The 13,228-nt window shown below is 46.8% G+C and carries 12 protein-coding genes; 7 read left to right on the forward strand and 5 right to left on the reverse strand.

Features of this window, described 5'->3' with window-relative positions:
- The first annotated feature begins 180 nt into the window (after nucleotides 1-180).
- Nucleotides 181-2,055, forward strand: a complete 1,875-nt coding sequence (locus RIG68_RS17790; RefSeq protein ID WP_350125231.1) for a 3-keto-alpha-glucoside-1,2-lyase-like domain-containing protein — start codon at nucleotides 181-183, stop codon at nucleotides 2,053-2,055.
- A gap of 18 nt (nucleotides 2,056-2,073) precedes the next feature.
- The gene (locus tag RIG68_RS17795) at nucleotides 2,074-3,996 is read left to right on the forward strand and encodes a DUF7133 domain-containing protein (protein WP_350125234.1); all 1,923 of its coding nucleotides are present in this window, start codon (nucleotides 2,074-2,076) and stop codon (nucleotides 3,994-3,996) included.
- Nucleotides 3,997-4,055: 59 nt separating this feature from the next.
- Here the strand turns inward: RIG68_RS17795 and RIG68_RS17800 are convergent, their stop codons facing one another.
- Nucleotides 4,056-4,514 (reverse strand): ankyrin repeat domain-containing protein, encoded by a 459-nt coding sequence (locus RIG68_RS17800; RefSeq protein ID WP_350125237.1) that lies wholly within the window; start codon nucleotides 4,512-4,514, stop codon nucleotides 4,056-4,058.
- 188 nt (nucleotides 4,515-4,702) lie between these two features.
- On the opposite strand from RIG68_RS17800, the gene RIG68_RS17805 reads away from it, so the two are divergent.
- From RIG68_RS17805 to RIG68_RS17815, 3 genes are read left to right on the forward strand one after another with little or no spacing between them, the layout of a single operon-like run.
- Nucleotides 4,703-5,647: a LysR substrate-binding domain-containing protein gene (locus RIG68_RS17805; protein ID WP_350125240.1), complete on the forward strand. Its 945-nt coding sequence runs from the start codon at nucleotides 4,703-4,705 to the stop codon at nucleotides 5,645-5,647.
- Between the two features lie 9 nt (nucleotides 5,648-5,656).
- Complete coding sequence (locus tag RIG68_RS17810) at nucleotides 5,657-5,896, forward strand: CBU_0592 family membrane protein (protein WP_350095405.1); 240 nt, start codon at nucleotides 5,657-5,659, stop codon at nucleotides 5,894-5,896.
- A gap of 35 nt (nucleotides 5,897-5,931) precedes the next feature.
- A complete protein-coding gene (locus RIG68_RS17815) occupies nucleotides 5,932-6,537 on the forward strand; it encodes a DapH/DapD/GlmU-related protein (RefSeq protein ID WP_350125243.1) in 606 nt (201 codons plus the stop codon).
- A 129-nt stretch (nucleotides 6,538-6,666) separates the two neighbouring features.
- Here the strand turns inward: RIG68_RS17815 and bamG are convergent, their stop codons facing one another.
- The 4 genes from bamG to RIG68_RS17835 all read right to left on the reverse strand — a co-directional run bounded on the left by bamG (nucleotide 6,667) and on the right by RIG68_RS17835 (nucleotide 11,087).
- Nucleotides 6,667-7,896 (reverse strand): BamG family beta-barrel-assembly machinery protein, encoded by a 1,230-nt coding sequence (bamG, locus tag RIG68_RS17820; RefSeq protein ID WP_350125246.1) that lies wholly within the window; start codon nucleotides 7,894-7,896, stop codon nucleotides 6,667-6,669.
- A gap of 2 nt (nucleotides 7,897-7,898) precedes the next feature.
- Nucleotides 7,899-8,882 (reverse strand): Kelch repeat-containing protein, encoded by a 984-nt coding sequence (locus tag RIG68_RS17825; protein WP_350125249.1) that lies wholly within the window; start codon nucleotides 8,880-8,882, stop codon nucleotides 7,899-7,901.
- Nucleotides 8,883-8,912: 30 nt separating this feature from the next.
- Nucleotides 8,913-10,241, reverse strand: coding sequence for a DUF4270 family protein (locus RIG68_RS17830; RefSeq protein WP_350125252.1), 1,329 nt, complete (start codon nucleotides 10,239-10,241; stop codon nucleotides 8,913-8,915).
- A 153-nt stretch (nucleotides 10,242-10,394) separates the two neighbouring features.
- Nucleotides 10,395-11,087, reverse strand: a complete 693-nt coding sequence (locus RIG68_RS17835) for a carboxypeptidase regulatory-like domain-containing protein (RefSeq protein ID WP_350125255.1) — start codon at nucleotides 11,085-11,087, stop codon at nucleotides 10,395-10,397.
- A gap of 251 nt (nucleotides 11,088-11,338) precedes the next feature.
- Between RIG68_RS17835 and RIG68_RS17840 the strand changes: the two genes are divergently transcribed.
- On the forward strand, nucleotides 11,339-12,472 hold the full coding sequence (locus RIG68_RS17840; RefSeq protein ID WP_350125258.1) for a sensor histidine kinase: 1,134 nt from the start codon (nucleotides 11,339-11,341) through the stop codon (nucleotides 12,470-12,472).
- On the forward strand, nucleotides 12,469-13,185 hold the full coding sequence (locus RIG68_RS17845; protein WP_350125261.1) for a LytR/AlgR family response regulator transcription factor: 717 nt from the start codon (nucleotides 12,469-12,471) through the stop codon (nucleotides 13,183-13,185). Before RIG68_RS17840 ends, RIG68_RS17845 begins: the two co-directional genes overlap by 4 nt.
- Nucleotides 13,186-13,228: the final 43 nt, after the last annotated feature.

The raw sequence follows: 13,228 nt of genomic DNA on the forward strand, positions 1-13,228 counted from the left end.
TCTTTGATGGCTTTTACTTTATTTTACAATTGCGAGCGCCACATTTCCCTCCATTCTTTGCCAAAATTCTTATTTCAGCCTAATTTGAGCCCCGCCTATTGAATAGTCAATGAGGTTGTTTTTTTTCTGGGCTTAGCGAAGCCCACGTGCACTGCTCAGAAATTATAACTACTGATACATATGATGAAACGACTCACATTCTCACTGACTCTCTGGCTGGCTGCATATGCTGGCTGGGCTCAGGAAGGATACAAAACTCTCCCGCTAAATGACCTGTCATCGTTCAAGGCTCAGGCCGGCAACTGGATGATAGTTGGCGATGTAACGATGGACAGAAACCTATCCATTCACCATGAGGCACCGCCTGTTGAAACAGGAAAAAAGAAGAAAAAGAGTAAGGCCGCACCAGAACCGGAGCATCCAGTAAAGTATACTTCCGGGCAGGGCATCCTCCTCAATTTCAACGACGACCAGAAAAAAGACAACCTGGTCACAAACTGGACTCATGGCGACATTGAGCTGGAGCTGGAGGTGATGATTCCCAAAGGATCGAACTCCGGCATTTACCTTCAAGGTAACTACGAGGTGCAATTGCTCGATAGCTGGGGGGTGAAAAACCCAGGCTTCGGTGACATTGGCGGCATTTATCGCAACTGGGAAAATGAACCAGCAAAGGCTTATGCCGGAAAGGCTCCGAGGACAAATGCTGCAAAAGCACCCGGTCTCTGGCAAACAATTAAAATTTCTTTCCAGGCCCCCCGGTTCAATGCCGCAGGCGAAAAGGTAGAAAATGCCCGGTTTGTATTTGTGGAGCTAAATGGTGTGCGCATTCACGACAACCTTGAAGTACCACGCCTTACGGGCGGCCCGATTAATGACAAGGAAGTGGCCGAGGGCCCTCTCATGATCCAGGGTGACCATGGTCCGGTGGCGTTCAGGAACATCCGTTACAGGTTGCTGAAGCCAGCCAATGTTTCGCTATCTGGTATCAACTACGAAGTTTTTGACGGGCATTTTGAAAGTGAAAAGGAATTTAAAGACCTTAAGCCGACTTCGATAGGGTCAACAGAACAACTTACCTGGGAAGTAGCGAAGAAAGACAATGAGTTTGCTGTAAGATATTACGGCGCACTGGAAATACCAGCCGACGACACTTACAAGTTCAGCGCCAATACTGGCAATGCAATGAAGCTGGTCATTGATGGGCAAACGATTTCCAACTATTATGAGGGGGGCGGAAAACCTGTGAAGCTCTCAAAAGGGACCCATGCCATTGAAATTACCTACTTTAAATATGTGAGCTGGGTGAGTCCAAACATGGGATTGTGGGTAGAAAGCTCCAACAGCTACCCACAAGCGCTGCACGCATTCAGTTCATTTCCGCCGGCGAGCAATGTGGCCTCCCCTATCATTGTTGAAACGGGCAATAGTCCGAGGCTACTGAGAGCGTTCCTCGATTACAATAGGGACAGAAGCCAAAGGCTTACACATACCATCGCCGTGGGTGATCCTGCTGGTCTTAACTACATCTACGACATGAAAAGTGGCAGTGTAGTGTGCCTTTGGAGAGGTGGTTTCATCGATGCCACACCCATGTGGCATGAAAGAGGCGATGGCTCCTTCAGGCCAATCGGCGTGGTGGAGTACCTGACAAGCAAGCCAACACTAGTACTGGCAGGACAAAGCACTGCCAACTTTGAGCTCAACAACCTCCCTGATTTCAGAAGCAGCGGGTATACGTTTGATGCCGATGGCCTTCCGATCTTTCTCTATACTTACAGCGGAGCGAGCGTGAAAGATAAGAGCAAGCTGGTGGAAGAAGGAAAAGTGCTTCAGCGAGAAATATCTGTTGAAAATGCACCAGCAGGCAGCCAGGTCAGACTAGCTGAAGGCAGCCAGATTAGAAAACTGGACAATGGAGCCTATGCCATTGACGGCTTTGACTACTACATAGAGCTGAAGTCAGCCCAAGAGGCCACTATTGCTGATAAGGGAGCTACCAAAGAGCTCCTGGTGCCGACAACTGGTTCGGTTGTTTATCAAATTGTTTGGTAACAAAATCTGAAAGAAATCATGAAAAAATATATCTTATTAATAGCCCTGCTTGTTGGGTTCAACGCTTTCCCGCAGGAAGCTGAAGAAAGCGACTTCTACAAGATCATTACCATCCCCACACCGGAGAGCATGCTCCTCGAAGTAGGTGGAATCACAACACTTCCTGACGGAAGGGTGGCTCTTGCTACCAGGCGAGGTGATGTTTGGATAGTTGAAGATCCGTACATGAGGAACAGCAACTTGCCTTCCTTTACCCTTTTCGCCAGCGGCCTTCACGAGCCACTGGGACTGACTTTCAAAGAGAATGCCCTATTGACAGCACAGCGGGGTGAGCTTACAAAGCTGCAGGACACCAACGGCGACGGAAGGGCCGATGTGTATGAGACCATCTACGCCTGGCCTGTATCAGGTCACTATCATGAATACTCTTATGGCCCCAAAATAGCCCCCGACGGAAGCATGTTTGTTTCAGGCAATGTGGCCTTTGGCGATCAGGAGTGGTGGAGAGGCGAAAGCAGGGTGCCGTGGAGAGGCTGGATTATGCGTATTTCACCAGAAGGAGAAATGGAGCCATGGGCTACTGGTATGCGATCACCTGCTGGGCTAGGAATGATCAACGGGGAATTATTCTACGCCGACAATCAGGGCGACTGGATAGGATCCGGTGGTGTGTGGCATATCAAAAAAGGTAGTTTTACCGGGCATCCGGCGGGTTTGAAATGGGCCGACAGAGAAGAGTCTCCAATCACGATTTCAGCCAAAGAGTTTTATGCTAAAGTACATGAGGAAAGGGAGCAAGTGGATGGCAGATACCTGAAGCCTGAGAACAACGCTGATGAGAAAAACCCTGAGATGCTGTATCATGCGAAAGAATCGGTGCCTGAGATTACGCTGCCAGCGGTATGGTTGCCACATGGCATCCTGGGCATTTCGAATTCTGAAATTCTCGAGATAGGTGAAGACGCCAGCTTTGGCCCGTTCAAAAACCAGCTTTTGATTGGCGACCAGGGTCAAAGCAAAATCATGAGGGTAAGCCTTGAAAAAGTAAACGGAGACTACCAGGGAGTGGCCTTCGACTTCATCAAAGATTTCCAGTCGGGTGTTCTTCGCATGAGTTGGGGCCATGATGGCTCGCTCTTCGTTGGGGAAACCAACAGAGGCTGGGGTTCGGCAGGAAGCACTACATCTGGCCTTGAACGTGTGGTGTGGACGGGCGAAACTCCTTTCGAAATGCAGACCGTGAAGGCCATGCCCGACGGTTTCGAAATCCGTTTCACTCAGCCAGTCGACAAAACCACTGCAGAAGACCTCGACTCATACGCCGGCCAGTCTTTCATTTACAAGTACCACTCTGTCTATGGAAGCCCTCCAATCAACACCGAAAAGCTAGGCATCAAAGGTGTAAAAGTAGCCGAGGATGGCATGAGTGTAAGACTTGTGGTTGACAACCTCCGCCAATATTATGTACATGAGATCAATCTGCCAGGGATAAAGTCTGCAAGTGGAGCATCAGTGCTCCATGGCACTGGTTACTACACTTTAAATAGTATTCCTGCAGGTGCCAAGTTGAACATGACGGAAGTAAGCACCAAACGGTCATCGGCTTCTAAAAAGGTAGCACCTAAAAAAGTCGCTGCAAAACCAGCGGCCCCCAAGGCTTCAGCCAATGCTGTGCTTACGACAGAGGAGATCAAGCCAATTCTGGCCAAAAACACTTGCCTTGCCTGCCATCAAGTCGACAAAAGGCAGGTTGGGCCGGCTTATAAAGACATTGCAGCCAGGAGGTACACTGCCAAGCAAATTGTGGATTTGATACGCAATCCTAAAGCAGAAAACTGGCCCGGCTATTCAACTGAAATGCCTCCAATGCCACAAGTATCGGACGAAGATGCGATGAAAATAGCCAATTGGATCATTTCATTACAAGAAGAAAGACCCTAGGCGGCTGGAGAACAGAATGAAGGAAATAAAGGCTTCCAGAGTTAATCTGGGAGCTTTTTTTATGCGAGCAGTTTCACAAGCGCTTCCGCTCCGTGAGCCTGAGCATGGACCAAGGCTGTGTTTCCTTTGTTGTCCTTCAAATGTTTGTCTGCTCCAGCAGCCAGCAGCATCCTGGCAATTTCAATTTGTCCGAAAGTAGTGGCATAAATAAGGGCTGAGGCTCCCTGTTTGTTCTGAATATTTACGTTTGCACCATGCTCCAGTAGCATTTCGACTATTTCTACATTCCCTTTAAAGCAAACTCCCATCAACGCCGTATTGCCGGCAGCATCCACAGCATTTACCTCTACACCTGTTTCAAGCAAAAACTTTGCAATCTCAATCTGATCGCTGTAGGTCGCCAAAACAAGTGGTGTAAACCCACGGGCATCAGACTTTGTCAGCAGCGACCTGTCGGCTGCTCCCATCGCCTTAACATCCTCAAGATCACCTTGTCGTATCGACTGAAAAAAATCCATTCCTCTTTCCCTTTTAATGAAAAGGAGCAACCGACCGGCTACTCCTTATAAACACCTACATTATTAGCTGGGTAACTAATATTATTTATGTTTTTACAGCTCAAATGTATGGCTGGTACAGCTATAATTCAAACTGATTTTTTTTATAATTAAATAGACGTAATCTATATTGCAGAAAGCATTACGCAATGAATCTACAGCAACTTGAGTACATAGTGGCCCTCGACAACGAACGGAGCTTTTCGAAAGCCTCAGACCAGTGTCACGTCACTCAGCCCACACTCAGCATGATGATCCAAAAGCTGGAATCGGAGTACGACATAAAGATTTTTGACCGGAGTAAGTATCCTGTGGTTCCTACTGAAACAGGTAAAATTTTGATTAGCCAGGCCAGGCTCATTTTGCAGGAAGTGCACAAAATTCAAGAACTGGTGCAGGAAAAAAAGAACACGATTGCCGGCGATTTACAAATTGGCATCATTCCAACAATCGCCCCCTACCTGCTGCCGCTCTTTATCTATGAGTTTAATGTCAGGTACCCAAACATAAAACTGAAGATCTCAGAGCATGTCACGGACGAAATACTGGAAAAGCTGGACGAAGGCAAGCTCGACGCTGGCATACTGGTAAGTCCCGACGACACTAAGCTGTTCAACGTCTTTCCACTCTACTACGAGCCGTTTGTGGTGTACTCGGCAAGAACCTTTGACAAGGAGCTTTTGCTGGCAGAGGATATTGACCCCAACGAGTTGCTGTTGCTTGAAGAGAGCCACTGCTTCCGTTCACAAATCATTCAATTCTGTGAGCTTAGAGACAAGAAAGAAAACATGCTTGAATTCACCTCAGGTAGTTTGGAGACCCTGAGGAACCTGGCGGATAAAAACCTTGGGATAACTATTTTGCCCGAACTGAGCACCTTACAGCTTAGAGACGGTGACTCAAAAAAGCTCAAACGGTTTGCCTCGCCGGAGCCCTTCAGGGTCATTAGTCTGATGACAAGACGTGATTTTGTTAAAAAGAGAATGATAACGGCGTTTATGGAGGAGATCAAAAAGCATATTCCGGAAAAATTTCAGGCACCACAAGGGCAGGAAATCGCCTACAGGCGAAAAGAAAAGAAGGTTACATTCTAGCTTATGACTATGAAAAAAATTCTAATTGAAGGACTGGGCTGGGTAGGTGCTGTTCTGCTGTTGGCCGGGTTTGCGCTAACTAGCTACGGTGTTTTGGAGGGGGTATCCTTCGAGTTTCAGTTGTTGAACCTGCTTGGAAGTGGCTTGTTGGCCATTTACACCTATATCAAGAAGGCCTATCCGAATACAGTTCTCAATATCATTTGGATAGTCATCAGCGTCATAGCGATATTTAATATCTTCATCTAAGTCAATAGAACGTTTTCTTGCCTTTTTTGATAAAAATGAAAGTATCCAACTATATAACAGCCTTTGAGAATCATTTTGAAAAGTATAGCCATCTCTCGCCCTGGCAAATTACCTCAAGGCTAACGGAGGTACTAACAGAGCTGCTTGAGTCCTGCGATAGTGATTTTTCTATACACGAGGGCATCGCACTGCATAAAACAGTAACAATTGAAAAAGGGGCCATCATCAAAGCACCGGCCATTATTGGGCCGAAATGCTTTATTGGGGCACATGCCTACCTGCGTGGAGGCGTCTTCCTCGGGCAAGGAGTGACTATCGGACCAGGCTGTGAAGTAAAATCGAGCATCGTTTTCGATCACAGCAGCCTGGCTCATTTCAATTTCGTTGGCGATAGCATCGTTGGAAGCTATGTAAACTTTGAAGCAGGCGCTGTCATCGCCAATCATTATAATGAAAGACAGGACAAACAAATAAGAGTCCTTCATCAAGGCCGGGTTGTTGAAACCGGTAGCACAAAATTCGGTGCCCTGGTAGCTGATAACTGTAAGATAGGTGCCAATGCAGTGTTGTCGCCCGGCACTGTGCTTGAGAGAAAAAAAGTCGTGAAGCGACTGGAGTTGGTTGAGCAGGTTATGGAATGATTTGACGAAGAAAGCCGTCCACCTTGCAAAGGCTTTAAAAAGAAAAACCACCGTCATGTCACAGTGGTCTTTGCAATTGAGTAAGGGTTTGAATAAATCTTCACTTACTCTCTAAAAACTTAAATTTTCCTAGTCGTAAGCCTTCTTTTGAAACCATCTGTCGTGTAGGCTCATACCAACACTTACTGTGTAAACGGACTCTTTTCCTGTGACAGTCGTACCCATTTTCTCCCAACCAAAACCCAGGTTGATCCTCGACATATAATTGCTCAGGGGGAGGCTTAGTCCGCCGGTTACACCGTAGCCAGCCAGCTGCTGCTCGGTTAACTTCCAGGGTTTTGTTTCATAGAAGAAGCCAGCCCGCACAACTGCTCTGCCAAAATAGGATTGACTTGCCGGATTGGGCATCCAGTCGACGCCTCCGGAAAACCTCCAGGTATCAAGCATTGTCACCTCGTTACCCAGAAAAGCCTTGGAGTAATCCTTGTAGAGGAAATCGCCGCTCACAGCCACCTTGTCAAACAGCGACACCTCCATTCCCAAACCGTATTCCTCCGGGGTGATGTAGTCGTCGGGATAAGAATCCCAGCCTATGAGCAGGCTCGACGTTTCAGCATTGATCAGCTGATTGGTTTGAACGGTCTTCAGCTGAGTGCCTTTCTTCCACACGCCTCCTATGTTGACATAATTGTTCTTCCCGAATTTCTGCTGATACTGTAGCCCGAAGTCAAAAGCGAAGTTGGCAAGAGACAACCGATCCCTGGCATAAGTTTCGTCAAGCTGCTCCAGTTGCACCTTCGTTTCCCGCTGCAACGACCCAAAAAGGTAGTTGGCATTGAAGCCAAAAGAAAGTCGCTTCCAAACCGTGTAACCCGCCCCTACATAATAGCGATTCACCCCTCCTGTGCCTTTGTTCAACACATTATAGTTGCCATACCCAACCAGATTCTCTACCTCATTGATGTTGTAGCCCATCTTTGAATAGGGCGACATCCCTGCTACCAGCCCGAGGTTGTTCATGGGTTTGAACCACATCGTTAGGTTGGTAATGGAGCTTTCCACCGAAGTATACTGACTGCTACCGTATGTGAAATCATGAAACGAGAAAGCATAATCGGCCAGGAAAATATAGTTTGACGGAACAATCGGGCTTGTATAGGCAGCCGGGTTAGCCGTATTTAAGTCGTACCATGGTCGACTGCCAATACCCGTTCCTCCTTTGGCTGTATTCATGCCTGAGCCCTGTGTCACCAGCTGACCAATTCCATAGTAACTATAGGGCGAGCCATAAATATCCTGTGCCGTAGCGGCAGCCAGGGTGCTAAGAAGTAAGACAAATGTTAGGATGATGCCTTTCATCATCAAAGGTCTTCGTCGTAGACTTCTTCAGGTTTGAACTCCCAAATGTCATCCAACCTCACAGTGGAGCTTCGTCCGGTAGTTACAAAAATTCTGCTGTCTGCCACAAATGCGACTGCATCCTCCCTGGCGGGGCCTTCTATACCCGTATATTCCGACCAAAGATCGGTGAAAGGGTCATATTCCCAGGTGCTTACCAGCAAGCCGCTAAAGTTGCCCGTGGTGATATACCCCTTGCCATCTCTGCTAAAAGCAACAGCATTGTGCCTTACAACCAAATAATCGTCATCGTCGTCAAGATCCAGCATTTGCTGCCACGTCCCGGCCACCATATCATACGCCCAGAAATCGTACTGATAAACACCGTTGTTTCTGCCGGTGCCTACGTAAGCCTTGTTGTCGATAGTGAATGCCACTGCATCCACCCGCTTGGATCCACCTATGCTGATCACCTGCGTCCACTCATTGGCAGTCGGGTCGTAGGTCCAAAAGTCCTTCAGGTCATTGCCATCGTAGCCAGTGCCAACGTATCCATTGGTGCTTGAATTAAAGGCAACAGCGCCATACCTGGCCGATCCGCCAAAGTCGGCGACTTGCCTCCAAGCGTCCGTAGCAGGGTCGTACTCCCAGAAATCACCCAAATTGTTTAATCCATCGTAACCGGTACCCACATAACCTTTTCCGTTTACACTAAAGGCGACGGCGGCACTTCTTTTCACTCCAGGAAAATCTGCCTTTCTCAACCAAAAGTTCAAAGACGGATCATACTCCCACAAATCGCTGAGGTATTCTGTGCCGGTGTACCCGGTAGCCACATATGCCTTCTCTCCTATGCTGAAAGAAACAGCACCACTTCTTGTTACTCCTTCAAAGTCAGACACCTTGGTCCAGTTTCCCTGTGAGTCGTCGTCTTCACTATCATCGAGACATCCCGTGGATATAATACCCAGGCCCAGGAAAAGAAGCCATTGCATTTTTAAATTCATCCCTTTCATCGTTTATCAATTTCTACGTGTTTAATTATCATCAGTATCTAATGGTATATAGTATACCTGAAGCTTCATTCCGTCCTGCCGGTTGCCGTCTTTCAAGTACACCCTGCCAGCGCCGTAAAGCATAATATCCTCACTAAGACCCAATAGAATCGAATAGTCGTTCGACTGATCAGTGTCGAGCAGGTTATTCACCAGATCGGTCACTTCAAGGCGGTAGTAAGTATCTTTCCCAAATTCGTCGTCAAGCACAAACTCACTACTGGTGTCAAATGCGCCCAGCGGATAATTGTCGATGCTTCCATAATATCCGGTAATAGAAGTCGGCAGATTGGTATTAGTCCCGCTTCGGTAGGTTCCTGCAACCGGTCTTATCACCAGATCAGCATGGGGTATGTACACACTACCGGGCAGGATAAGAAGCTCCTGGATGTATGGAATTTCCACCTTTGTCATTATGTAGGCACCCGCCTGAATAAAGGAGTAATTGCTGGTTAGCTCGGAGCTTACCTCATCCAATTGGCTTTCAAGGCCACTCAAGGTCGCTGACTTTGGATTGAACGTAGTCTTATTGAAGCAAACCGTACCCTGGCTTACAGGGAACTTATTGGTCAATTGCGTGGGTGGTATATCTGTGTAATCAGAATAATAGAGTTTGAGGCTCGAATTAGCTTTCGTAAACCCCAAAAAGCCTTCACTGTCAGCACCCGGAACCAACGCAAATCCTTTCAGAAAGTCGGTGAATAGTGCAAGATTAAATAAGGCGCTGTTGCTTGTCAACCCCATCTCAAGCAGCTCCTTGCCCAGCTCGTCCGGCAACCTTATTTCAAGTGAGTCGGTGGTGTTTGGCCTTGGCTTAAATGAATAACTTCTCAGCGGAGTTTTTTCTAACGTAAAATCGGCAGTGTTATAAACTGTGCCATAGGTGTTGTACTCGATATTTTCAGCTAACCTGTAAATATCGATAGTCTGGGTCTGAAGCGTATCAAAGTAATTATAGTCGTAATACAGCACCAGCGTCAGGCTATCGAATCGGGAAGCATACGGAGGGTAAAATGAGTAATCCTGATACGCTACTTCAAAGAAGGAGGTCGACGTGATTTCCCCAGTGTATTCGTCCTCATGACGTCCTACCAGCAGGCGCTCCGTATCTGATGTAACAAATGAATCGAGCCGAACAGTGGACACATCAAGGGTGAGTGTATCCAAGATGATAAAGTCCGGTGTGACATCATCAATTAAGTCAACCGAGACTGGCAACAGGTCGTTTTCAACGCAGCTTGCGACCGCTACGGCAATCCCAAGCAACAGGGCTGCCCCCTTTAAATTATTTGTTACATTCTTGAACCCCATACCCGCTCCTTACTCTTACTGCCAATGGACAATCGAAATCTTAACTAAAATTGACGCTGAAAGCCCGGGTGCCCAAATTTATTCAACCAACTATGCGAAATCCTCAACAACCAGTATCAACTAGCTCATTTTAGAATCGGCACCACTTGATGACTATTGGCTCTCCCAATACCTGAACCACTTTTCATATTGCGATTCTGTGAGTATTTCCTCCAGTCGTTGGTTTCTGGACTTTCTAATTTGGTATAAGTTGGCGCTAAAGGTGCTGTCGCCTGGGTTTGATTGTAGCTCAATGACCCGGGAAAAATACTTTTGGTTGGTTAGTCCAATCACTGCTTCCTGCGTGGGGGTAAGCTGCAGCCTATTTCTCATCTTCTTAGTCATGGAATTGGCAAGTGCCATCGGGTCGTTTTCTTTACTGCGATAGAACTGCGCCCTTGACGTATCCACGACAGCCATCTGCATCTCGCCTATGCTGCTACGCTTTCTTCTCTTGACTTTCTTTGCCTTCCCTCCATCCAATGTCAGATCTTCTGAAAGTTCGATGTTCATCATCTCCCCACAATCTCCCCTGGTGATCCGATTGTCAAAACTGATATAGCCAGGAAAAGAGACACAAAGGAAGTAGTCCCCCTCAGTGGGAAGTGCAATAGAAAATGCCCCGTTAAAATCCGTGATTGTGCTGGTTTTAAATGATTTATCGTCAAAGGCACTCAAACTGACAACGGCGCCGATCAATGGCACGTCTATGTCACCATCCTTCACCGTACCCGTAAAAAAGACCTGTTCTGCTCGACTGGTATTGAAGCCGAAAACCAGAAAAGCCAAAAGTATCGCCTGCTTCATTCACCCTCTTTTAAGAATTGATTGGTGAAGTAGCAATCGTTCTTTCAGTGAAGAAAATTTATTCAACCAAGCTGCGTCATTTCTCAACAAACAAGCCTTGACCAAAAAAAACCGCTGGGACTAAGCCGCAGATAAACTGCCCGATGATACGCATTTACGATGCGTTGGGTGATAAAATCAATGCATAGATTGAATAGGTTTGAGTATAATAGGCATGCTGGGTATCTTTCGGCTCTATTTAAATTACTGTTATGCCGAAGCCCGTTACTCTTAAGACATACCTGTCACATGCCGCTTTCTGGCTGGGCTTCCTGGCGTTTTACCTATTTGTACTTAATGGCCTTTTCACTTTTGAAAAAGCCCTGCTTCAAACCACTATCAATCTAAGTGTCATTGTTCCATTGGCTTATTTCAACATGATCGTGCTGACACCCCGGTACGTAAGCAGCCAGTCAAAAGCCACTTTCGCTTCTTTGATTATTCTCCTGATTCTGATCGGAGCTTCCATTCTCACGCTTTTCCATGAGGTCAACCTGCTGGACGCCTATAAGCCCGACGGTTTCCCTGACAGGATGCAGCCATTCAACAACAAGGTTCCTGATGAAAATCTGCGGATGCCCGCTCCTTCTCAAGGCAATGATTGGTCGTTGCGAAGACGGGAAGAGCCTGGATTCAGTCGTCGCATCATGTGGTTCCCTATGTTCATTCAAACAGGCACCATCATCCTGCTGACTACCATTTACAAAGTGACCCAAATTGCCAGCGAAAGGCAAAGAGAAACCCTGATGCTGAGAAGTGAGAAGCTTGACTCTGAGCTAAAGTTCCTCAAATCGCAGATCAATCCGCACTTCCTTTTCAACGCTATGAACAATATCTACACACTGTCACTACTGAAATCGGAAAAGACGCCCGAGGTCGTAATGAAACTTTCTGATATGCTTAAGTACAATATCTACGAAAGTGAGAACAAAGACAGGGTTCCCATTTCAAAGGAGATTGCGTATATCAATAACTACATTGCCATTTATGTACTCAAAGACAACACTATCAAGGAAAATATCAGCTTTGACTATGACACGGCGGAAGATGTAAGCATAGCTCCCATGCTACTTATTCCCTTCGTAGAAAATGCATTTAAACACAGCAATATAGAAGATACGGCCAACGGGAGAATTTCAATAGACCTCGAGGTTCAAGCGGGGCTGCTCACCTTTAAATGCAGAAACAGCCTGTCGCAGAATAAAAAATCTAAAGACAAAGAAGGCGGAATAGGAATCACCAATGTAAAGCGGCGATTGGCGCTAATTTATCCAGGTCGGCACGAGTTGAAAACTCAGGAGACAGATGGTGAGTTTGTTGTAGAAATGAAAATTCTGATTTCATGAGCACTGTGCCAAAAATCCGATGTATCATAGTGGACGACGAAGAGCTGGCAAGGGCTCTCATCAAAGAATATGTGTCCAAAATCCCGTCACTGGAACTGGTAGGCACTTACAAAAACCCGCTTGAAGCCTTGGAAGTACTACGAGCTGAGCAGATTGATCTCATGTTTCTGGATATTCAAATGCCAGAACTTACCGGCATTCAGTTCCTCAAGTCGCTTGAGAAAAAGCCGGTAGTGATATTTACTACCGCCTATCCGGAATATGCGCTTGAGGGCTATGAGCTCGACGTGGTCGACTACCTGGTGAAGCCTGTAAGCATTGAACGATTCCTGCACGGCGTGAACAAAGCCACAAAGATCTTCCACAATAAAACGGATAATTCAGGCACAACCAATCAACCGGATTTTATTGTAGTACACGCTGACCACAAGATATACAGGCTGCTACTGGCCGACATCCTTTACATTGAAGGGTTGAGAGAGTATGTATCGTACTTTACTTCGGATGGCAAAAGAATCATAGCGCTGGAGTCGCTAAAAAAGCTGGAAGAAATACTTCCGTCCCACATGTTTATGCGGGTGCACAAGTCATACATTGTGCCTATTAACCGGGTGCGGGTCATCGAGGGCAATATGGTGATGATCGAGAAAAAGGGTATTCCCATCGGTGCCAGCTACAAGGAAGCTACGCTCAAAGCCCTTATGCCCGGCTAGCCTTAATCCCGCAGCGAAAACGCCACTCACTAATGACGTACTA

It is taken from the genome of Imperialibacter sp. (genome assembly GCF_040222385.1).
Lineage (GTDB): Bacteria > Bacteroidota > Bacteroidia > Cytophagales > Cyclobacteriaceae > Imperialibacter.